The sequence below is a fragment of the Mesorhizobium sp. M4B.F.Ca.ET.058.02.1.1 genome (assembly GCF_003952505.1).
Lineage (GTDB): Bacteria > Pseudomonadota > Alphaproteobacteria > Rhizobiales > Rhizobiaceae > Mesorhizobium.
Genome location: NZ_CP034450.1, coordinates 2965009 through 2985600, shown reverse-complemented (window position 1 = coordinate 2985600; position 20592 = coordinate 2965009). Strand labels below are relative to the sequence as shown.

The 20592-nt window shown below is 61.1% G+C and carries 19 protein-coding genes and 6 pseudogenes; 17 read left to right on the top strand and 8 right to left on the bottom strand.

Going from position 1 to position 20592, the window contains the following annotated elements:
- Positions 1-6 precede the first annotated feature (6 nt).
- Positions 7-2202, top strand: coding sequence for a catalase/peroxidase HPI (gene katG, locus EJ073_RS14825; protein WP_126056383.1), 2196 nt, complete (start codon positions 7-9; stop codon positions 2200-2202).
- A 78-nt stretch (positions 2203-2280) separates the two neighbouring features.
- Here katG and EJ073_RS14820 read toward each other — a convergent pair whose 3' ends face one another.
- Positions 2281-2958, bottom strand: coding sequence for an MIP family channel protein (locus EJ073_RS14820; RefSeq protein WP_126056382.1), 678 nt, complete (start codon positions 2956-2958; stop codon positions 2281-2283).
- A 331-nt stretch (positions 2959-3289) separates the two neighbouring features.
- Here EJ073_RS14820 and EJ073_RS14815 point away from each other — a divergent pair, with 331 nt between their 5' ends.
- From EJ073_RS14815 to EJ073_RS14780, 8 genes and pseudogenes are all read left to right on the top strand, one after another.
- Positions 3290-4579, top strand: a complete 1290-nt coding sequence (locus EJ073_RS14815) for an RsmB/NOP family class I SAM-dependent RNA methyltransferase (protein WP_126056381.1) — start codon at positions 3290-3292, stop codon at positions 4577-4579.
- Positions 4580-4674: 95 nt separating this feature from the next.
- A complete protein-coding gene (locus EJ073_RS14810) occupies positions 4675-5133 on the top strand; it encodes a PaaI family thioesterase (RefSeq protein ID WP_126056380.1) in 459 nt (152 codons plus the stop codon).
- 3 nt (positions 5134-5136) lie between these two features.
- Positions 5137-5792 (top strand): annotated as a pseudogene (locus EJ073_RS14805) (5'-methylthioadenosine/S-adenosylhomocysteine nucleosidase).
- Between the two features lie 55 nt (positions 5793-5847).
- Positions 5848-7410: a glutamine-hydrolyzing GMP synthase gene (guaA, locus tag EJ073_RS14800; RefSeq protein ID WP_126056379.1), complete on the top strand. Its 1563-nt coding sequence runs from the start codon at positions 5848-5850 to the stop codon at positions 7408-7410.
- Positions 7411-7702: 292 nt separating this feature from the next.
- Positions 7703-8371: pseudogene (locus EJ073_RS14795) on the top strand (Arm DNA-binding domain-containing protein); the annotation flags it as partial.
- A 49-nt stretch (positions 8372-8420) separates the two neighbouring features.
- Positions 8421-9458 carry a CapA family protein gene (locus tag EJ073_RS14790; protein WP_245455616.1) on the top strand — a complete coding sequence of 346 codons (1038 nt, stop codon included), beginning with the start codon at positions 8421-8423 and terminating at the stop codon, positions 9456-9458.
- A 134-nt stretch (positions 9459-9592) separates the two neighbouring features.
- The gene (locus tag EJ073_RS14785; RefSeq protein WP_281034933.1) at positions 9593-9949 is read left to right on the top strand and encodes a helix-turn-helix transcriptional regulator; all 357 of its coding nucleotides are present in this window, start codon (positions 9593-9595) and stop codon (positions 9947-9949) included.
- A gap of 355 nt (positions 9950-10304) precedes the next feature.
- The gene (locus tag EJ073_RS14780; protein ID WP_126056377.1) at positions 10305-11021 is read left to right on the top strand and encodes a pentapeptide repeat-containing protein; all 717 of its coding nucleotides are present in this window, start codon (positions 10305-10307) and stop codon (positions 11019-11021) included.
- A 690-nt stretch (positions 11022-11711) separates the two neighbouring features.
- On the opposite strand, the pseudogene EJ073_RS32160 reads toward EJ073_RS14780, so the two are convergent.
- Both EJ073_RS32160 and EJ073_RS32155 read right to left on the bottom strand, forming a co-directional pair.
- A pseudogene (locus tag EJ073_RS32160) lies at positions 11712-12020 on the bottom strand (TRAP transporter large permease subunit); the annotation flags it as partial.
- Positions 12015-12381 (bottom strand): annotated as a pseudogene (locus tag EJ073_RS32155) (diguanylate cyclase); the annotation flags it as partial. The pseudogenes EJ073_RS32155 and EJ073_RS32160, both read right to left, overlap by 6 nt.
- Between EJ073_RS32155 and EJ073_RS31850 the strand changes: the two are divergent.
- The 6 genes and pseudogenes from EJ073_RS31850 to EJ073_RS14735 all read left to right on the top strand — a co-directional run.
- Positions 12325-12729 carry a hypothetical protein gene (locus tag EJ073_RS31850; RefSeq protein WP_126056376.1) on the top strand — a complete coding sequence of 135 codons (405 nt, stop codon included), beginning with the start codon at positions 12325-12327 and terminating at the stop codon, positions 12727-12729. The pseudogene EJ073_RS32155 and the gene EJ073_RS31850 overlap by 57 nt on opposite strands.
- 668 nt (positions 12730-13397) lie before the next feature.
- Complete coding sequence (locus tag EJ073_RS32755; protein WP_281033065.1) at positions 13398-13532, top strand: hypothetical protein; 135 nt, start codon at positions 13398-13400, stop codon at positions 13530-13532.
- 48 nt (positions 13533-13580) lie between these two features.
- Positions 13581-13802 carry a DUF768 domain-containing protein gene (locus tag EJ073_RS14755; RefSeq protein ID WP_126056373.1) on the top strand — a complete coding sequence of 74 codons (222 nt, stop codon included), beginning with the start codon at positions 13581-13583 and terminating at the stop codon, positions 13800-13802.
- Between the two features lie 51 nt (positions 13803-13853).
- Positions 13854-14084 carry a hypothetical protein gene (locus tag EJ073_RS14750; RefSeq protein WP_245455612.1) on the top strand — a complete coding sequence of 77 codons (231 nt, stop codon included), beginning with the start codon at positions 13854-13856 and terminating at the stop codon, positions 14082-14084.
- Between the two features lie 869 nt (positions 14085-14953).
- Positions 14954-15367: a thermonuclease family protein gene (locus EJ073_RS14740; RefSeq protein ID WP_189375146.1), complete on the top strand. Its 414-nt coding sequence runs from the start codon at positions 14954-14956 to the stop codon at positions 15365-15367.
- A 66-nt stretch (positions 15368-15433) separates the two neighbouring features.
- Positions 15434-15781 (top strand): annotated as a pseudogene (locus EJ073_RS14735) (transposase); the annotation flags it as partial.
- Between the two features lie 812 nt (positions 15782-16593).
- Here EJ073_RS14735 and EJ073_RS14725 read toward each other — a convergent pair.
- From EJ073_RS14725 to EJ073_RS32145, 4 genes are all read right to left on the bottom strand, one after another.
- Positions 16594-17622 carry a sulfate ABC transporter substrate-binding protein gene (locus EJ073_RS14725; RefSeq protein WP_126056369.1) on the bottom strand — a complete coding sequence of 343 codons (1029 nt, stop codon included), beginning with the start codon at positions 17620-17622 and terminating at the stop codon, positions 16594-16596.
- 124 nt (positions 17623-17746) lie between these two features.
- Entirely contained in the window at positions 17747-17890 is a 144-nt protein-coding gene (locus EJ073_RS31580) for a hypothetical protein (RefSeq protein ID WP_189375145.1), read from the bottom strand.
- A gap of 124 nt (positions 17891-18014) precedes the next feature.
- Positions 18015-18188: a hypothetical protein gene (locus tag EJ073_RS31575; RefSeq protein ID WP_189375144.1), complete on the bottom strand. Its 174-nt coding sequence runs from the start codon at positions 18186-18188 to the stop codon at positions 18015-18017.
- Entirely contained in the window at positions 18185-18451 is a 267-nt protein-coding gene (locus EJ073_RS32145; protein ID WP_245455732.1) for a pyridoxal-phosphate dependent enzyme, read from the bottom strand. The genes EJ073_RS31575 and EJ073_RS32145 overlap by 4 nt, the downstream gene beginning before the upstream one ends.
- Positions 18452-18773: 322 nt before the next feature.
- Here EJ073_RS32145 and EJ073_RS14715 point away from each other — a divergent pair.
- Positions 18774-19092: pseudogene (locus tag EJ073_RS14715) on the top strand (tyrosine-type recombinase/integrase); the annotation flags it as partial.
- 321 nt (positions 19093-19413) lie between these two features.
- Here the strand turns inward: EJ073_RS14715 and EJ073_RS14710 are convergent.
- Complete coding sequence (locus EJ073_RS14710; protein ID WP_245455610.1) at positions 19414-19674, bottom strand: 4-hydroxyphenylacetate 3-hydroxylase C-terminal domain-containing protein; 261 nt, start codon at positions 19672-19674, stop codon at positions 19414-19416.
- Between the two features lie 247 nt (positions 19675-19921).
- Between EJ073_RS14710 and EJ073_RS14705 the strand changes: the two genes are divergently transcribed.
- Positions 19922-20587 carry a hypothetical protein gene (locus tag EJ073_RS14705; RefSeq protein ID WP_126056368.1) on the top strand — a complete coding sequence of 222 codons (666 nt, stop codon included), beginning with the start codon at positions 19922-19924 and terminating at the stop codon, positions 20585-20587.
- The last annotated feature ends 5 nt before the right edge of the window (positions 20588-20592 follow it).

The window sequence follows — 20592 nt, the reverse complement described above, 5'->3', positions numbered from 1 at the left end:
AGTAAGATGGACGCGAAAACCGACGACAACAGCGCGGGCAAATGCCCTGTGGCGCATGGATCCGCCGGCCGGACCAACCGTGACTGGTGGCCGAACCAGCTCGACCTCGGCGTGCTCCACCAGCAGTCGAACCTCTCGGACCCGATGGGCGAGGATTTCGACTACGCCAAGGAGTTCAAGAGCCTCGACCTCGATGCGGTGATCAAGGACCTGCACCATGTGATGACGGATTCGCAGGACTGGTGGCCGGCTGACTTCGGCCATTACGGGCCGCTGTTCATCCGCATGGCCTGGCACAGCGCCGGCACCTATCGCATCGGTGACGGCCGCGGCGGCGCCGGCGCCGGCCAGCAGCGTTTCGCGCCGCTGAACAGCTGGCCAGACAACGCCAATCTCGACAAGGCGCGCCGCCTGCTCTGGCCGGTCAAGCAGAAGTATGGCCGCAGGATCTCCTGGGCCGACCTGATGATCCTCGCCGGCAACGTCGCGCTGGAATCGATGGGCTTCAAGACCTTCGGCTTCGCCGGCGGCCGCGCCGACGTCTGGGAGCCCGAGCAGGACGTGAACTGGGGTTCCGAGGCGAAGTGGCTGGGTGACGAGCGCTACTCCGGCGACCGCGAGCTCCATGGCCATCTCGGCGCCGTGCAGATGGGCCTGATCTACGTCAATCCCGAAGGCCCCAACGGCAATCCGGATCCGCTGGCCGCGGCGCGCGACATCCGCGAGACCTTCCGCCGCATGGCGATGAACGACGAGGAGACAGTCGCGCTGATCGCCGGCGGTCACACCTTCGGCAAGACCCATGGCGCCGGCGATGCCGCACTTGTCGGCGCCGAGCCGGAAGGCGCCGGCATCGAGGCGCAGGGCCTCGGCTGGTCGAGCAAATACGCCACCGGTATTGCCGGCGACGCCATCACCTCGGGCCTCGAGGTCACCTGGACCACGACGCCGACGAAGTGGAGCAACAACTTCTTCGACAACCTCTTCAACTACGAATGGGAGCTGACGAAGAGCCCGGCGGGCGCCCATCAATGGACGCCGAAGGCCGGCGCCGGCGCCGGCCTGGTGCCGGACGCGCACAATCCGTCCAAGCGCCATGCGCCGGCCATGCTCACCACCGACCTTTCGCTGCGCTTCGACCCGGCCTACGAGAAGATCTCGCGGCGGTTCCACCAGCATCCCGCTGAGTTCGCCGACGTCTTCGCCCGCGCCTGGTTCAAGCTCACCCACCGCGACATGGGGCCGGTCGTGCGCTATCTCGGCCCGCTCGTGCCGAAGGAAGAGCTGATCTGGCAGGATCCGATTCCGGCGATCGACCACGAGTTGGCGAGCGAAGGGGACATCGCTGCGCTAAAGGCCAAGATCCTCGCCTCCGGCCTGTCGGTCTCCGACCTGGTCTCGACCGCCTGGGCCTCGGCCTCGACCTTCCGCGGCTCCGACAAGCGCGGCGGCGCCAACGGCGCGCGCATTCGCCTGAGTCCCCAGAAGGACTGGGAGGTCAACCAGCCCGCCAAGCTGTCGACGGTACTGGCGAAGCTCGAAACTATCCAGAAGGAGTTCAACGCAGCGCAGACCGGCGACAAGAAGATCTCGCTCGCGGACCTGATCGTGCTCGGCGGCGTCGCCGCGGTCGAAAAGGCGGCGAAGGACGGCGGCCACCAGGTGAAGGTGCCGTTCACCCCGGGCCGCATGGACGCCTCGCAGGAACAGACCGACGCCCAGTCCTTCGCCGCACTCGAGCCGGTCGTCGATGGCTTCCGCAACTATGCCAGGGGCAAGCTGCCACTGTCGGTCGAGGCGTTGCTGGTCGACCGGGCGCAGCTCCTGACCCTGACAGCGCCAGAAATGACGGTGCTGGTCGGCGGCTTGAGGGTGCTCGGCGCCAACTCCGGCGGCTCGAAGCACGGCGTGTTCACCGACAGACCAGGCACGCTGAGCAACGACTTCTTCGTCAACCTGCTCAGCATGGCGACGGTCTGGGATCCGGCGTCGGGCTCCGACGAGATCTACGAAGCGCGTGACCGCAAGACCAAGGCGGTCAAATGGACCGGCACCCGCGCCGACCTGATCTTCGGCTCGCACGCGCAACTGCGAGCGCTTTCCGAGGTCTACGGCTCGGTCGATACCAAGGACAAATTCGTCAAGGATTTCGTCAAGGCGTGGACCAAGGTGATGAACCTCGACCGCTTCGAGATTGCCTGATCCTCGAAAGAGCGTGCACTCCAACAAAAAGGCGCGGGGCCAGCCCCGCGCCTTTTCGCATTCAGGCTTCAAAAAAAATCAGTCCTTCTCGAAGATGCGCGCCTTGGCGACGACGCCGGCGATGGCGCCGCCGATCAGTGGCGCGACGATGAACAGCCACAGCTGGCTGAGCGCCGCCGCGCCCGAAAACAGCGCCGGACCGATCGAGCGGGCCGGATTGAGCGAGGTGCCGGTGACCGGGATGATGGCGAAGTGCAGCCCGGCCAGCGTCAGGCCGATGACCAGCCCGGCGAAGGTCGTGCTGTGATTTTGCGCCGTGACGCCGAGGATCACGGTGACGAAGGTGAAGGTTGCGATCAATTCCCACAGGAAAGCCGAGCTGACGCCCCATTTCGCTTCGTCCCAGCCATTGGCGCCGAAACCGCCAGTGTGGCCGCCGACCTGGCCGGAGACGATGATCCACAGCGCCAGCGAGGCGATGATGGCGCCGATGATCTGCGCGATCCAGTAGGGAACGACGTCCTTTGCCGGCAGCCGGCCGGCGAGGAAGGCGCCAAGCGTCACAGCCGGATTGAGATGCGCGCCCGAGATCGGCCCGATCGCATAGGCCGCCGCGATGAGGCCGATGCCGAACGCCAGGCCGATGCCTTCCTGGCCAAGCGGCAGCGCGCCGCCGAAGCCGCCCGTGACCACAGAAGCCGTGCCGATGAATACCAACAGGAATGTGCCTAGAACTTCCGCAAGATAAGTCTTCATTGCCCTCTCCTCGTATCGATCCGCAAAACCGCCTTTACTGCGTCGCGAATCACGGCTGAGAGAGTATTCGCAACCCGAAATCTTGGAAAGCGGAGTGGTTAAGCCCGCGGGCTTGCTTGTACTCGTTAGTAAAAATATTAGACATATTTCATGTTCCGGTTGATTTGTTCTTGTTTTCCGCTGAGGACCGACTGCATCGAAAAGCGTTCCGTATGTCGTACGCAGGATGGCATTGGACCGGCCGTTTTGGCCTCACCGCAACAGAACTGTTTCAATCGGAGCAGGAAAGGCTCTAAGAGCAGGACTGAAGGCAACGGTTGACGGAGCAGGAATGAGACTGGGCGGAAGGCTGGCGGCGGCCATTGAGGTTCTGGAAGACATCGGCCGGCGGCACCGGCCGGTGGCCGACGCCCTGCGCGACTGGGGCCTGTCGCACCGCTTTGCCGGCGGCGGCGATCGCGCGGCGATCGGCAACATCGTCTATGACGCGCTGCGCCGCAAGCGTTCCGCCGGCTGGCTGCTCGGCGAGGACACCCCGCGCGCAATCGGCTTCGGCGCCCTGCTGCTCGAATGGGGCCAGACGGCACAGTCGCTGAACGATGCGCTGGACGGCGACAGGTTCGCGCCGCCGCTGCTCAGCGACACCGAACTGATGGCGGCGGCCGATCGCCGCCCGGCCGATGCGCCGGACGCGGTACGAGCCGACATTCCGGACTGGTGTGTGCCGCTGTTCGGGCAGGCTTTCGGCGAGACGTGGGTCGCGGAAGGGGCGGCGCTCGCCGCTCGCCCGCCGCTGGACCTCAGGGTCAACACGCTGCAGGCCGATCGCGGCAAGGTGCTGGCCGAACTCAACGGCACGGGCGCGGCTGCCGCGAGCATTGCCGCGCAAGGCATCCGCATCCCGCCGATCGATGGCGACGGCAGGCACCCCAACGTCCAGGCCGAACCCGCCTTCCAGAAGGGCTGGTTCGAGGTCCAGGACGAAGGGTCGCAGATCGTCGCGACGCTGGCCGGCGCCGAGGCCGGAATGCAGGTGCTCGACTATTGCGCCGGCGCCGGCGGCAAGACGCTGGCGCTGTCGGCCGAAATGGACAATCGCGGCCAGATATTTGCCCATGATGCCGAAAAGGCGCGGCTTGCGCCGATCTTCGACCGCATGCGCCGGTCCGAAAACCGAAACATCCAGATCGTCAGCAAACCCGCCGAACTGGGCCCGCTCGCTGGCCATATGGACATCGTGCTGGTCGACGCCCCCTGCACTGGCAGCGGCACCTGGCGGCGCCGCCCCGACGCCAAATGGCGGTTGACGCAAAGACAGCTCGACCAGCGCCGGGGCGAGCAAAGGGAAATCCTCGACGCGGCCAAGGCCTTCGTCAAACCCGGTGGCTTGCTGGTCTACATCACCTGCTCGGTGTTCGACGCCGAGAATGGCGAGCAAGTGGCCGATTTCCGCGCCCGCCATGGTGAGTTCGCGCCTGTTGACCACCGCAAGCTCTGGGACGGCCGCTTTCCCGGCCATGAAGCCGCCGCGCGCATCGGCGCCGGCGGCGGTATCTCGCTGTCGCCGGCGCTGAGCGGCACCGACGGGTTCTATGTCTGCGCGCTGCACAGGGCGGGTTGAGGCAGGGGTGCCGGCATTGCTGCACTGCAACATAAGAGATTGCCTGCGCGGCGTGCCTCTGCAATAAGCTTTCCCAGGAAATGAAGGCGACAGCCATGGCAGCAAAGATCGTACCCGCTCCTGACTATGAGGACCGGGTCCGCACATCCTTCGCCCGGCAGCAGGCGATGACGACCATCGGCGCCGAGCTGACCCTGGTGACACCCGGCATCATCGAGATCGAGATGCCCTACTCGGCCGCGCTCACCCAGCAGCATGGTTTCCTGCATGCCGGCGTCATCTCGACGGCGCTGGACTCGGCCTGCGGCTATGCTGCCTTCTCGCTGCTGCCGCAGAATTCCAGCGTGCTGACCATAGAGTTCAAGGTCAATCTCCTGGCGCCGGGCAGGGGCGAGCGCTTCCTGTTCCGCGGCTCGGTGACCAAGCCAGGCCGCACCATCATCGTCGCCGACGGCCAGGCCTACGCCTTCGCCGCCGACGGCGAGGCCAAGCTGATCGCCACCATGACCGGCACCATGATGACGGTCGTCGGACGGGACGGGATCGAAGGATAATCCATGGCAAGCGCTGTGCGGATCGCGGGCAGGGACGTTCTCTTCGTCATGGCCGCGCAGGCCGAATACGGTCCGCATCTCAGAAAACTGTTCACGCCGCTGATGACTGGCGTCGGGCCGGTCGAGGCCGGGGTCAGGCTGGGCGCCGAGCTTGCCCGGCTGAGGGGGGGAAGGCGCTGCCGGATCTTGTCGTCTCGCTCGGCTCGGCCGGCAGCCGCACGCTGGAGCAGGCGGAGATCTATCAGGCGGTTTCGGTCGCCTATCGCGACATCGACGCCTCGCCTTTGGGCTTCGAGAAGGGTGCCACGCCGTTTCTCGACCTGCCGGTCACCGTGCCCTTGCCGCTAAGGATCCCCGGCATCAGGGAGGCGTCGCTGTCGACCGGCGGCGCGATCATCTCCGGCGCTGCCTATGATGCGATCGCCGCTGACATGGTCGACATGGAAACTTTCGCCTGCCTGCGCGCCTGCCAGCTGTTCGGCGTGCCACTCGCCGGCCTGCGCGGCATTTCCGATGGCGCGGCTGACCTCAGGCATGTCGGCGACTGGACGGAATACCTGCACGTCATCGACGAGAAACTGGCCGGCGCGGTCGGCCTTCTGGAACAGGCGATCGCTTCCGGCACGGTCAGCCTGGGCGCGGCGAAGCCGTCGGATTGAACCGGACGCCTCGCAACCCATTGCGCCGACTCGTTTCTTTCTCTAAACGCTCGCCATGAAAACAGCCAATCGCTCCGACACCGTCCTGATTGTCGACTTCGGCAGCCAGTTCACGCAGCTCATCGCCCGCCGCATCCGCGAGGCCGGCGTCTTTTCCGAGATCGTGCCGTTCCAGTCGGCCGAGACGGCCTTCGAGCGCGTCAATCCCAAAGCGGTGATCCTGTCTGGCGGCCCGGCCTCGACCACCGATATCGGCAGCCCGCGCGCCCCGCAGATCGTCTTCGAGGCCGGCGTGCCGGTGCTCGGCATCTGCTATGGCCAGATGGCGCTTTGTGTGCAGATGGGCGGCGTCGCCGAAAGCTCCAACCATCGCGAGTTCGGCCGCGCCTTCGTCGAGATCGAGAAGGAGAGCCCGCTGTTCGAGGGCCTGTGGGCGCCCGGCCAGCGGCACCAGGTGTGGATGAGCCATGGCGACCGCGTCATCTCGCTCCCCAAGGGCTTCGAGGTGTTCGGCAGGTCCGAAGGCTCGCCCTTCGCCATCTTCGGCGATGTCGAGCGCAAGATGTACGGCATCATGTTCCATCCCGAGGTGGTGCATACGCCGGACGGCGCCAGGCTGCTCAGGAACTTCGTCCACAACATCGCCGGCATCGAGGGCGACTGGACGATGCGCGCCTATCGCGAGCACGCCGTCGAGGCGATCCGCAAGCAGGTCGGCAAGGGCAAGGTGATCTGCGCGCTGTCGGGCGGCGTCGATTCCTCGGTCGCCGCACTTCTCATCCACGAGGCGGTCGGCGATCAGCTCACCTGCATCCTCGTCGACCATGGCCTGATGCGCAAGGACGAGGCGGCGAGCGTGGTGGAGATGTTCCGCCAGCACTACAATTTGCCGCTGATCCTGGTCGACGCGTCCGACCGCTTCATCTCGGCGCTGGAAGGCGAGGCCGATCCCGAAAAGAAGCGCAAGACGATCGGACGGCTCTTCATCGAAGTGTTCGAGGAAGAGGCCAAGAAGCTCGGCGGCGCCGATTTCCTGGCCCAGGGCACGCTCTATCCCGACGTCATCGAAAGCGTCTCCTTCTCCGGCGGCCCGTCGGTGACGATCAAGTCACACCACAATGTCGGCGGCCTGCCAGAGCGCATGAACATGAAGCTGGTCGAGCCGCTGCGCGAATTGTTCAAGGACGAGGTGAGGGCGCTGGGCAAGGAGCTCGGCCTGCCCGAGAGCTTCATCGGCCGGCATCCGTTCCCGGGCCCCGGCCTTGCCATACGCTGCCCGGGCGGCATCTCTCGCGAGAAGCTTGAGATCCTGCGCGAGGCCGACGCCATCTATCTCGACGAGATCCGAAAGGCCGGCCTCTACGACGCCATCTGGCAGGCCTTCGCCGTGCTCTTGCCGGTGCAGACCGTCGGCGTGATGGGCGACGGCCGCACCTACGAATTCGTCTGCGCGTTGCGCGCCGTCACCTCGGTCGACGGCATGACCGCCGACTTCTACCACTATGACATGAACTTCCTTGCCGCCGCCGCCACCCGCATCATCAACGAGGTACGGGGCATCAACCGCGTCGTCTACGATGTGACGTCGAAGCCGCCCGGCACGATCGAGTGGGAATGATTCAGGTCTATCCGAACCTCGCCGAAATTACGCCAAAAATCGATCTAACTAACTGAAATTAAAAATAATTTTTGCCAGCAGCTTTCGCTGCCTATCGGCGTGCATTGTTCGGCCTTGCCGGACTGGCTGCCGGACCTCCGACATATTGCCACGATGAATTTTCGACAGTACCGTCACGTCATAGAGGTCTGATGACGGTACTTTTTTCAGGCTAAGGCTATGAAAATTAAGAAGAAGTTCCGCCAAAAGCCCTCAAAAAACCCGTGACGGTACTTTTGGAAAGGCAGTCGGGATGCTGACGGACGCCGCAATCAAGGCATTGAAAATAAAGCAGAAAATGTACAAGGTGGCGGATCGTGACGGGATGTATGTCCGCGTCATGCCTAGCGGCACGATCTCGTTTCGTCTGGATTACAGGCTCAATGGCCGGAGGGAGACCGTCTATCTCGGCAAGTACGGGCGCGATGGGATCTCCCTGCTCCAAGCCCGGGAAAAATGCCTCGATGCACGTCGAGCGGTTAGAGAAGGTCGCTCTCCAGCCATCGAGAAGCAGCGCGACAAACGGCGACTGAAAGAAGCAAAGAGCTTTGGTCAGTTTGGAGAGAAGTGGCTGACCATGGCATCAATGGCGGATAGCACTCGCTCAATGCGCCGGTCAATTTACGAACGCGAACTCCTGCCGGTTTGGCGCAATAGGCTGCTGACCGAAATCACACCGGACGATCTTCGCGCCCAATGTGCCAAGATCGTCGAGCGTGGAGCGCCGGCAACGGCGATCCACGTCCGTGATATCCTCAAGCAAATTTACGGCTTCGCCATTCTCCATGGCGAGAAGGTGTCCAATCCGGCCGACGACGTAGGGCCGGCATCGATTGCTCACTTTGTCCCGAGAGATCGCTCGCTCTCCCCAACTGAAATCCGCGTCATGCTCAAGATACTGGAGAAGGTCGCAACACTGCCCGACCAAGGGCAGGTACTTCGGCTATTCCAGGGCCGAAGTTCTGGATGCATTGCAGGACATTGGTTTCAACGCGCTCGCCTTAGCGAACAACCACGCGTTCGATCTCGGTGCTGGCGGCGTCCTCTCGACGCTAGAGGAAGTTCAAGAACGGGGCTTCCTGCATGCGGGCATCGGGGTCGACGCGACCGATGCCCGGGAACTGGGCCGCCGCCGGCTAGGTACACGCGACGTCGCTCTTCTTGCGATCGATGCGGGTCCCGGCCCGTCCAGCATGTATGCCGAGAACCACACGGCCTTTCGCCCGTCTCGCCCTGGCGTCAACCGGCTTAAGACCGTTCGAAAAATTGGAGTGCCGGACGGGCATTTCCGACGGTTGGCACGGCTTGGAGGCCATTTGCAAAGTTCTCCCTTCGAACTGACCAATTATGCGCAGCCGGAAGATCCGCCGGAGATAGCGAGCGACGGGGAGCTCAATTTCTACGGCACCGTGTTCACCCAAGCAGCCAATTTCGGCCGCATGGTCGAAGTCGATCAAGCGAGCGCCAGCATCCATCTGTCTGCCATCGGTCAGGCGTCTGCGCGGGGCGATTTCGTCATCGCCTATCTGCACCACCATCATTGGGAACCGGGCTGGCAGGATGTGCCGCGCTGGGTGCAGACCTTTGCCCGCACATGCATCGACGCCGGCGCAGACGTCTTCGTCAGCCACGGTGCCCCGGTTCTTCAGGCGGTGGAAATCTATAACGGCTTGCCCATCTTCTACGGTCTCGGAAATTTCCTGTTTCACGTCCATCCGGACGAGGGCGAATGGGATCCTCCGGAAGTCTGGCAGAGCATTGTCGCGGCTTGCCGCTACGATGAGAGTGGAACCCTCGAAGGCATAGACCTTCTGCCGGTAGTGATCGGCGATCTAAATGATCGCATAGGATCCGAAAGGGGCAGATTGGTCCCGGTCCCCGCCACCGGGCACGTGGCGCGAGATGGTCTCGAGGGCTTCGTAAGCCGCTCGCGTGCCTTCGGTACCGGGATCGAAATATCCGGATACTCCGGCAGGATAGTTGTGCCGCCTGCGCGAAAATTCGGCTGACAATCGACACAAAAACCAGAACCGACCGCGACTGATTTTCACCCAAAGATCTGTTGGGGCATCGAACGCACCGCTCCAGCCCGTCCCTGGCGGCGCCACAACCAAAGATCGGGCGTGAGCCTCACCCCGTCGATGTGCATGTCGGCAGGCAGATCGCAGCGGTTCGCGTGCAGTCAGACGTATCGCAGGTTCAGCTTGCCCGATCGATAGGCATAACCTTTCAACAACTCCAAAAATACGAGAACGCAAGGAACCGAGTGAGCGCGTCCATGCTCTACGAGATTGGCAGGTCGCTAGGCGTCGCCGTCAGTCGGTTTTTCGAAGGCCTTCCGGAGAATGGTGAGAGCGGCAATGAGGCTTCACGTCTACGAACCGATGAGCGCATTGGCTTCATTGCCAGCGCAGAAGGTCGGCGCCTGATCGAGCAACTTGTTCAACTACCTCCGAGGGTGCGAGCCCGCATTTCTGCGCTTATTGCCGCAATCGGGTGAAGAGCAGAACCATCAGATAGGACGTTTATTGCAGACGCAAACCCAGTGACGAGAGCCATCAGGGCGAACGCTGCTGCTCCAGGGCTGTTCCGCTTCCGGAAATCACCTGGTGCGCGCTACAGTAGTGAAGAAACCAGCTCGGAGAAGGCAGCGGGTCGCCTTCAAGCTCGCGCGGGGTGAGCGTAGTCCACGCCACCGCTTTGGAGAGGTAGATGAGCGACGCCTAGTATCGGCTGCAATTCCGAGCCGCAATTGTGCAGAAATGCGCCAAATGTGACGGCGGTCGTTACCGTGGGTCGATTGCCAGCAGATGTGGTAAGCTTGATTGTCGGCGAGTAGGAGAGGTCCAGAAACAATGACTTTGAGACGAACTAGAGCTTACGTCACATCCGGCTTGGTTCTAGCGGTTTGCATTGTATTTGCTTGGCAGAACGCCACTGCCGCTCAAAATTGCGACGCAGCCGCGACGCCCGGCGTCAATTGGCAGGACTGTGACAAAAAGCTTCTCATCCTTAAAGGACAGGACCTGAGCGGCGCGAACCTGATCGGTGTTGATTTCACTTCGACCGACCTCAGGAACAGCAATCTCCTTGCGGCAAATTTTGAGAAGGCAACGCTTGTGCGTGCTTCCCTAGCCGGCTCGACCGCCAAAGGAGCCCGGTTCGACAAAATCGAGGCCTACAGGACCGACTTCAGCCATATGGACGCGCAGGGCGCTGTGTTTACGAGCGCGGAAGTGCAGCGCTCGAATTTCCAGGACGCCAATCTGACCGATGTTGATTTCACAAAGGCGGAATTAGGGCGAGCGCAGTTCCATGACGCCGATATCAGTGGCAGCCGCTTTTCGTTTGCCAATCTCGCGCGGGCGGACTTCCGAGGAGCGACGTTCACCGAGCCGATAGACTTTGACCGCGCTTTTTTCTTTCTGACCCGTATCGAGGGCCTCGATCTTTCCAAATCGGCGGGTCTGTCCCAATGGCAGCTCAACATGGCTTGCGGAGACACCCGGACCGAGTTGCCGTCTGGCTTGACCAGGCCTGAAGATTGGCCATGTCAATTCCAGCAGGAATAGTTGTCGGCAAGCAAACTGCCGCAATGCTGCACCCGACAGGGTTCCAGGCCATCTGCTAGGGGAACAAGGGTCGGGTGAACGCGAAGCGGCGTCGCATCCACGGACCAAGATGATGACGACATGCTTGATCCCGAGGCCCGTTTCGAAACCTTGCTGGAATGGGTTGCGCAAGCCCCGCAGGCGAGTGCGGTCAAGGTAGCCCATGTCTTCGCTGCATGGTCCAGAACGATGTGAGCGGGGGAGTAGCGCTGGTCGGCGCTTGCTCTGGCATTGATCGACATCGCTACCGGCCGAGGTCCAATCCTACGCCTGTTCGGGCATAGGTTCTTCACCGATGCCGGATGGGATGATTCTGGCTCGAATTCGTGCGCTATCTGCGATTCGTGGCCGCCATGCTCCAGAGTAGCCGCGCGCGCTCGAGCATGGGTGCGCGGCCGGGCGGGACGAGGAAAGCATCAAAAAATGGGATAAAATAGATCGCGATCGCGACAGTGGTTCGAATGACCACACGGACCGTCTTAACAGATGGCCTACCGACCGAAATCGCCGACATTAGCTCCAAAGCAGCCAGAGCGCTTCCGGCCTCAAACCAGCCGCGCTCGTGATGGGTTCATCTACCCTTTTGTGGATGAAAGAGACACCACATGCACATGGAATTCTAGTCCTCCTCCTGGTCCTTAGGTTCGCCTAAAAGGCGAGGAAGAAGACGATCAGGTTGGTGACGATCAGGAAGCCGACCTCGCCGCCGGGCAGTGACACCAAGAGATGCTCCACCCACAGATGGCCGTTCACACCACAGAAAGTCAAATAGAAGACGCGCGAGCCGATCAGAATGGAGAGAACGAAGGACGACAACCGCGTCGTCGAGGTCAGCGCCTGCCGGATCAGGTCGAGCGAAAGCCGGCGCTTGGCCGCCGCCATGATGAGGGCGCCGACCGAGCCCATGGCGCCGCCTTCGGTCGGCGTGGCGAAACCGAGAAAGATGGTTCCGAGCACCAGGAGTGCTTCATCCGCTTGGCGTTGCAGTTTCTCCGGCGAGATCACCTCGTCCGAAGTTTGAATTGCCACTCCGATGCTGAGTGTTACGCGAGGAGACAGCCGCGATCCCGGGTTGTGAATGGCGGCGGCTTCTACGCTTTCCCGGATGCGTTCCGCGACAGAGGACGCCTCGTCCTTTATGCCGGGCAGAACAACGAGGAACTCTTCGCCTCCGTAGCGGGCCACAAGATCACCGCGCCGGATGTTGTCTCGAATGATCGGTGCGACCTCCACTAGGCATCGGTCGCCTTCGGCATGGTCCGAGGTGATCGTTGAGCTTCTTGAAGTGGTCGATATCGCACATAAGCATTGCGGCACCGGGGCATTGCAACCGATGATCGAGATATTTCGGGGCCATCGACCGTTTCGCGCTGGCCAAGCGTTAGTTCTCGCTCGCCAAAAGGCGTGGTGGTTGGCCGTGGAGGGAGGTCGCAAATCGCCCGGCCAGCCTGGTTTCCGCTTCGTGCCCAGCAAAAATGCCGCGCGTACCGTCGAATTCCATCGGGATGTGAAACATTTGAGCGGTGTCCAGGACTATCTCCTCAATGTCCTCAAGGGCGATATTCTCCGAGAGATGACGACGCCTGACTTGTTCCGCCACGACCGGAACGTTGACAATGCGAAGCCTCTGGAACGCCTCAGTGACACTCGCCGTAACGTCGTCCAGTAGGGTCTGTGAATAATGGTAGCGCATGGTGACCTCTTGTCCTCCGGACCGGGTTACCCTCACCTTCACCATGCGCGCTCGCGAAGGGGAGCACAAGTCACAAAGCATTAAATAAGCTAATATTTTCAAGAAGTTAGTACTTACGGTAGACGCAGCCCTTAATGCATTCGCCTCATCAGGCGTACAGACCCAAGACGATGGTCATGCAACCTTTGGAGTGTTATGCTCATTATACGCTAACTACTCATTCGACGCTTTATGGGTGAGGTCGCAAAATGCCACAAATCGAGAGACCTGTACGTCTTCAAATAATGTTGTCGCAAAGGGAAATTGATGCGCTGGAGGACTGGCGCTTTGAAAGACGAATGCCAAGCCGAGCGTCAGCGGTGCGTGAGTTGTTGAGGCGGGGCCTGGCTGCTGAGGGCTTTCTCTTGGCGGATGGAAATATCAAATCTCAGGATTTTGGCATTGTCGGTAGCGGAAACGGACAGGGGGATGCCAATTAGGACGCTTCATCGACAAGGTGACCTTTGACGCCGAAACGGGCAGGATTTCGGGAAGAATTAGCGTAGTGCGCAGAGTTGGACCTATATGCTAAAATCTCACCGATGGACCAACGAACCATTGATAGAGCGCTCGTCCTGCTCAGGCAGTATCGCGACACCCTTGTAATGAGCTACGCGCCAATAGGGCCTGGTGGCGTTCCTGAGATACGCACGCCAGCACAGGCGGCTGATCCGCTCGAAATAGCCGCGCTGGAAGATATCGCCTCGCTCGATGCGGTCATCAAAGAGATGTCGACCTAACGTCTCCGACGGAAGGAACCTAATGCCCCGCCGGCGCTTGTCGCCGAGATGAGCACGCGCGGCATCAACTTTCTCCACAAATGGATTTCCAACAACATCCCGGAGACGGTCGGCGCCGACGTCATCTCCGTGGCTGAATTGGCCCAACAGCTTTTTGCTGACGCCAAGGTACTCGGGATCGACAGCACGGAGATCGAGGAAGAAATTGGGAGCGTCTATGAGGTGATCTTTGACGCCACCGTTCATCGGGAGGCCGGCGTGGCGGATTGATTGGAGCCGCACTATATCGGGTGCATGGGCAAGGGCTGGACATTCCAAAGCTTGATCGACGCCAAGATGGCCGTGACGGCGTTCTGTCATTGGTCTCCCTGCAACCATAGCCAAAAGCTCGACCTTGCCCAGCTCCGGGACCGCTACGGCCCTGACGCGCCGGCAAAGGCCGATGACCTCATTCCCAAGTTGAAATGCAACAGGTGCGGCGGCACGGATGTCGGCCTGATCTACACGCCCGACACCAGCCCCAACGCCTACGGCAGGGCCAAGGGCAGCTAATCGACCATGTCGCGCAGCGGCTTCCTGCGTGTCGGCGTAAAGATCGGAAACTGCAGTTCACCAGCATTGCCAGGACGCCGGAGAAGCGGCGCAAGAGGTAGCTTGAAATCGGCAAACCGCTCACAAAATAACAGGCAGGGTCTTAGCCAATTGAGGGTTGCGTAATGCCTCTGTCGTGCCTCGACGGGATACTTGTGCCAAGCGATCTGGAGTTGCTCCAGCGGGTGTTCGATCGGCTTTGCGATGAGCGCCGTCTAGCCCAAAAAGACAAAGAGCAGAGGGAAGACCTCGCTGCTGAAATCGTCAGCGCTTTCCGGAACGGGATTGCCGACGAAACGGAGCTATTGCGGGCGATTTCGAAGCGCCTCATGGCTTAGCTGCTAGTGCGGGCCGAAAGGACCAGGCGGGCGCCGGGAGGCCCGGGCTCTGCGCTGACAGCGGAAACGGGAAATGCGCGTCCTAGGCTTCTCTGTGAAGAGATGGCCGACGCCTATTGGGCGGGGGGCTTGGGGTAACAGGCGCCGGCCAAGGCGGATCAGGTCCGCCGCGACATTGAGGTAGGGTAAGGCTGTCCGCGGGAGTATGGCGTGATCGCGGAAGTTAGGGCTTGCTGACACTCGGCGGGCAACTAAGCGATAAAGACCGGACGCGCCCTTCCGGACAGGCTGACTGAGCAACATCTGCTTTGGCAGTAAGGCGTTCCCCCGCAATAAGAGGTGCTTGACCAGTTCAGTGGATGAGAACATCGTGCCGGGCGGAGCTTCAGAACTCCCGCCGATTGGCCTTTGCCTGCGGGCCGTAGGCATCCAGAGCGATGGCAGGACGATCCTTGCCGGGATCATATTAGATTTTGCTCGGCCATGTGCAGGTTGATCCTCGCCCTTACCTTCGTGGTCACCTGTGGGCCTGTTTCCGCAGCAGAGCATTGGTTTGCTCATGACGGCGACACACTGTGGCATGACAAGAAACGAGTTCAGTTGCTTGGTATCGATGCCCCCGAACTTTCGCAGCCGTGTTTCGATGCCGCTGACAAAATCTGGCCCTGCGGCAAGTATGCGCGCGACCACATTCAACATCTTATTGCTGCAGGGGATGTAACCTGCATCATCGAAGGCAAGGACCGTTATGACGACGATGTCGGCGTCTGCTTCGTGGGAGGCATCGATCTCGGACGCGATCTGGTGAAACACGCCGAAGAGCGCGAAGCCCGCATTGCCAAACGTAACTTTTGGGCGGGGAGCTTTATCGATCCCGGCGAATATAGACGGGGCGGACGTCCATAGCATTGCGCTCATTCATGGCCCCGCAGCCTCGCCCGGCGCCGCCACCAAGCCGGGCGGTCAATCGGTCGCTTTATGGCGATCCCCGGCGTCGGCCCTGGGCCAGCGCGGTGGGCTTCATGACCGCGATCGACGATCCGTCGCGCTTCCGCCGCTTGCGCGACGTCGCGGCCTACTTCGGCCTGACTAGGGGGCGCATCTCGAGGGCTGGCGACATGGACGTGCGGCGCGCGCTCTACGGGGCGGCGTAGGACCTGATGACGCGCTTCAATGACAAGGTCAAGAGCTGGGGCCAGCGATCGCCAATCGCTCCTGCCACCGCAAGGCCTGCGTCGCGGTGGCGCGCAAGCTGGCGTGATCAGGCACGCGATCTGGAGCGACGGCACGTTCTATGTCGGCGATCCAGCCGCAAGCTAGGCGGACGCCGGCCGGCATGCGCACGACAAGGCCCGCAAGCTGCTGGGAGCGTAACAATGAGCGGTGCGAACGCAGTTCAAACGCATGGCGCCCGCACGCTGACGGACGCCGCCTGAGACAAGGAGACCCGGTGCGGCGGATGAGGACCGATGCAGACCAGAACGACGGAACTCACGTTATCCTGCCTACGGCCGCGCCGATCGAAAGACGGCCGGACCGCGCTCGATTGCCTGTGACGATGCTCCGTCAGACCGATGGCAAAGTGCGCCACGACGGCTCGAGCGCTGCCTAAGTGCAGCCCAAACACCCCGTCGCAGAGCCCGGGAGACTGGAACGGCGCATCGGAACTCGACGCGAGAACGCTGGATCGTGGCGCAGAGAGATTCGTGTATTATCGCAGCCTAGACGAAGAAATACGATGTCGACAAAGTCTCGAAAATAACAATCGACTAAGACGGCCGCTGTATTTGGTCAGGACTTGGCATCGTTGATGAGTAATACAAACGTTGATCCCGAAACGCCGTCGGCTTGCACTCCAGTGTGGAGACGATTATCGCCTCCGCTTATCCGCATCTGGAGGAAGCTTTCAATGTTGCTGAACTGCTGTTTCCGCGGCTCGGACTACAGGGCGAGCTACCCCCTCAAGGAACGCGGCTGGGATCTAGAATTTGGGCGCGGCGGAGGTGTGGGTGTCCGAAAAGCGCCAGCGATGGAAGTCCGGTTCATATGGCCCATTCTGTTTGGCGACTTAGCATAGTAAGAGTGGCTGTCCTTTGCCGGTTGGGCCGGCGTGACTGTCAGGCCGTCGCGCCTCACTGGGCGGGCTTGTAGATCTGGTCGAATATACCACCATCGCCGAAATGATAAGGCTGTGCCTTCTTCCAGCCGCCGAAAAGCGGATCGTCGATGGTGATCAGCTTGATCTCGGGCAGTTTGGCGAGGTCCTCGGCGGGAACCAGATCGGGCTTTGCCGGACGATAGTGGTTCTTGGCGATCAGCGTCTGGCCCTCCTTGGAGTAGAGGTAGCCGAGATAGGCCTCGGCGACCTTGCGCGTGCCCTTGGCGTCGACATTGGCGTCGACTACCGCGACAGGCGGCTCGGCCAGGATCGAGGTCGGCGGATAGACGATGTCGAAATTGTCGGCGCCGAATTCGTCGAGCGCGAGATAGGCCTCGTTTTCCCAGGCCAGCAGCACGTCGCCCAGGCCCTTTTGCGCGAAGGTCACGGTCGAGCCGCGCGCGCCGGTGTCGAGGACCGGCACTTGGGAGTAGAGCTTGGCGATGAATTCCTTGGTCTTGGCCTCGTCGCCGCCGTCATTGGCGTTGGCATAGGCCCAGGCGGCGAGATAGTTCCAGCGCGCGCCGCCGGAGGTCTTCGGGTTGGGCGTGATCACCTGGACGCCGTCCTTGATCAGGTCGTTCCAGTCATGGATGCCCTTCGGGTTGCCCTTGCGAACCAGGAAGATGATGGTCGAGGTGTAAGGGGCCGAATTGTTCTCGAACTTTTTGCGCCAGTCCGGATTGATCTTCTTCGCCTTCGAGACGATGGCGTTGATGTCCCCTTCGAGCGCCAGCGTCACCACGTCGGCGTCGAGGCCATCGATCACGGCGCGGGCCTGCGCGCCCGATCCGCCATGCGACTGCTGGATGGTCACGGTCTCGCCGGTCTCGGCCTTCCAGTGCGCGGCGAAAGCCTCGTCATAGGCCTTGTAGAGCTCACGCGTCGGGTCGTAGGACACGTTGAGAAGGGTCGTATCGGCGAACGCCAAACCGAGCGTGCCGAACTGGACAGATGAGGCGACCAGCGCGCCAAGCAGTTTCTTGAAATGAGGTTTGGTCATTTCCGCCTCCGTTGATGACGGCCGAACTCTATCCTAATGAGGACTGGCGTCACGGCAAGGGGTCGAGCGGTAGCGATTCACAGATTTGCCCGCTACGAGGCGGGGTGACGGGAGACCGGCGCGCCTATTCATTGCTCGCCACGTCGGCGAAATAGTTGATCCAATTTTCGAAGTCACGCAGTCGCTGCTCGTCGCTGTGAATATAAATCAAAAACGCCAGCGCGGCAGCGCAGAGCAAGGAACCGATCCACTTTAGCGCATCGATCATGCCTCAGCCTCCTAATGCATGTCGCCCAGAAGTGTGGGCGTTTTCTGGGGCAACGACAGGTCATAAAAACAAAGGGCTTAAGCGCGTCGCCTGAATCCGTTTCGGCGCGACGCGCTTTAGCAAGCTAGGCGGAATCTTCGATGAAGAGCACTAACAATCCGAAATAAGCGAGGCCCGCGCCGACAGTCAGCTGCTCGCCACCAAAAGCGAAGATCGCGTCACCCCAGAAACGGCTCACCGCGATCCCGCCGATCACCCACAATACCACCACCGCCAGCTTCTTGCGTTCGTCTATCATCGATTAGCTTCCAGGTTAGCCCAACAGCAGATAGAGCGCCAAGCTGGCGATGTTAGGCACCCGGCCAAGCGGATGAATCGCATCGCAGCCAGAACCAGATCGCGCTGGCGAGCATCCCGTTGATGTGTAACAACCTCCGCACCGCAGAGCCGCAGGATCATGACCTTGTCCGGGCTGATGTTGTCGCTGAGACAGAATTTCGCGCGATAGTCCCGCGAGGCCGCAACGGCAGCGAAGCCGATGCCGGTGTTTCCGCTGGTCACATCCACGATGGCCCACCTGGCTGGATGTTGCCGTTCTCCTCGGCGTCCCTGAGGATCGCCCAGGCAATCCTGTCCTTGATGCTGCCGGCCGGGTTGAAATGATCTTGGCGACGATGCGGCCAGCGAGATTGCCCTTGCGCCGGTAGCTGTGCAGTTCGAGCAGCGGCGTGTTGCCGATGAGGTCCGTGATGATCTGCTCGTATTCGTGCTGCTCGAAGTCGTTGGGCAGCTCCAGCCGAAGCTCCCGTATGCCGGCCAGGATCGGGTCCTTGACCAATTGCTCCAGGATCTGCTCCGAGGTGCCGACGATGTCGCTGGCGACGCGCGATCCAGTCTTCTCGCGTGGCTGGAAGCGCGCGGCGGTACGGTCGATGACTATGCATTTCCGAGCAGGGTGGACCCAAAGGGTCACATGAGCACGAGACAGTATGCCCGCCTCGTCCATGAATGGGTTGTGGCAATCGGACTTCGGCCGCAGGAATACGGCACGCATTCGCTGAGGCGTACCAAAGCATCGCTTATCTACAAGGCGACCGGTAACCTGCGCGCGGTCCAGATTTTGCTGGGCCATACCAAGATCGAGATATCTCGGGGTCGACGTAGAAGATGCCCTCGAGCTAGCCGAAGGGACGCAGGTCTGACTATCTGACTGACTGGAAGCGGCTCTACTGTCTCGGTGGAGCCGCGAACGCCCCATATCGGTTATTGAGCCGACTACGGGCGCATCCGAAAAGCGGACATCCTATCAGTCAGGCGATAGTTCTGATGGCTTTTGCGCGAAGATCTGCCTTGAGCTTGGCGAAGGTGGCGGGCCTGGTGGAAGTGGAGTTGGTTTAGGTTCGCTCGCCCTAGGTCGCAGGTAGGTCCACGGCAAGCATTTTTCCCCGTTTCGCAGCCTTGGCATACGGCCTCGGAGAGGGAGGAGTTGGACCGCTCCTGCACGAGGGAACGGTCCCACCATTCTATGCCGCCTGAACGGTGCCTCGGCCGACGAGGCTGATGTCGTCCGGATTGATGAGGTCTGAACTCGTCCAGCCGGAAAGATCATATTCGCTCATGCAGTCCTTCACGATCGATTGCATCGAGGCCAGATCTCCGGTCGCGGTGGCGGCGTTCAGGGTTTCGATCCTCAGGTTCTCGTAGTTGCCGGCATAGTTTCGTTCATACAGTTCGTGGCGTCCGCCGAATTCGGTTCCGATGGCGTCCCAAAGCAAGGCCGGCATTGAGGTTGGGAAGGTTGTAGCCGTCGGTGCCGTCCCAGGGAACCGGCGATTTGACCACAGTCGTTGTCCCTGCATTCTCGAACAGCCATTCTCCATTCGAAAGAAGACCTTCCTTCTGGCGTTGGGCCCCGCATCGGAAGACACGCGCGAATCGGCCTAAGCCAAGAGGATTCCGGCTTGCGGCCCGGGTATTTGTCTGACATAAATTCTCGTTTCCGAATTTCTCATTGGGCGATGGGGTGTAAGGATGGCAAAGGACTCTGCGAATGCCGCTTCTTCAGCAAGTAAAGCGGAGGCAAATCTGATAGGAAACGCAGAGGGTAACGGGCTGAACTTCATGGCGGCCCAGGCTCGCGAGGGCGGGGCCGGCGGTGACGCTCCAGGTGTCGACAAGATACGCGATCTTTTGTTCGGCAACCAGATGCAGGACTATGACCGCCGCTTCTCCAAGCTTGAAGAGCGGTTCCTGCAGCGCTTCAAGGATGTCGAATCCGAAGCCAAGCGCAATCTTGAAACCTACGAGTCAAATGCGAAGAAGCAGGTTGACTCGCTGGCGACGCAGTTGCGGAACGAAAAAGATGCGCGAGCCGAGGCCGACAAGGAGATCGACCGCAATCTTCGCGATCAGAATCAGGCGCTTGAAAAGCAGGTGCGCGCGTTGTCAGATCAATTGAGCGAGCTCGAGCGCGAAATAGCGGATCGCATGAACAGAAGCGACCATTTGCTGCGCGAGGAAATCAAGCAAAAGAATGAAAGCGCTCAAATGCTGATGGAGAAGATCTTTTCCGATCTCAGCAACGTCAAGACCGACCGAAATCTTTTGGCCGGCCTGTTTGTCGAGGTCGCAAAATGTCTAAATCAGGATCCCGTTGGCAGCAAGAGCAACTCGGAGCGTAGCTGGAAAGCGAGTTGATCGGA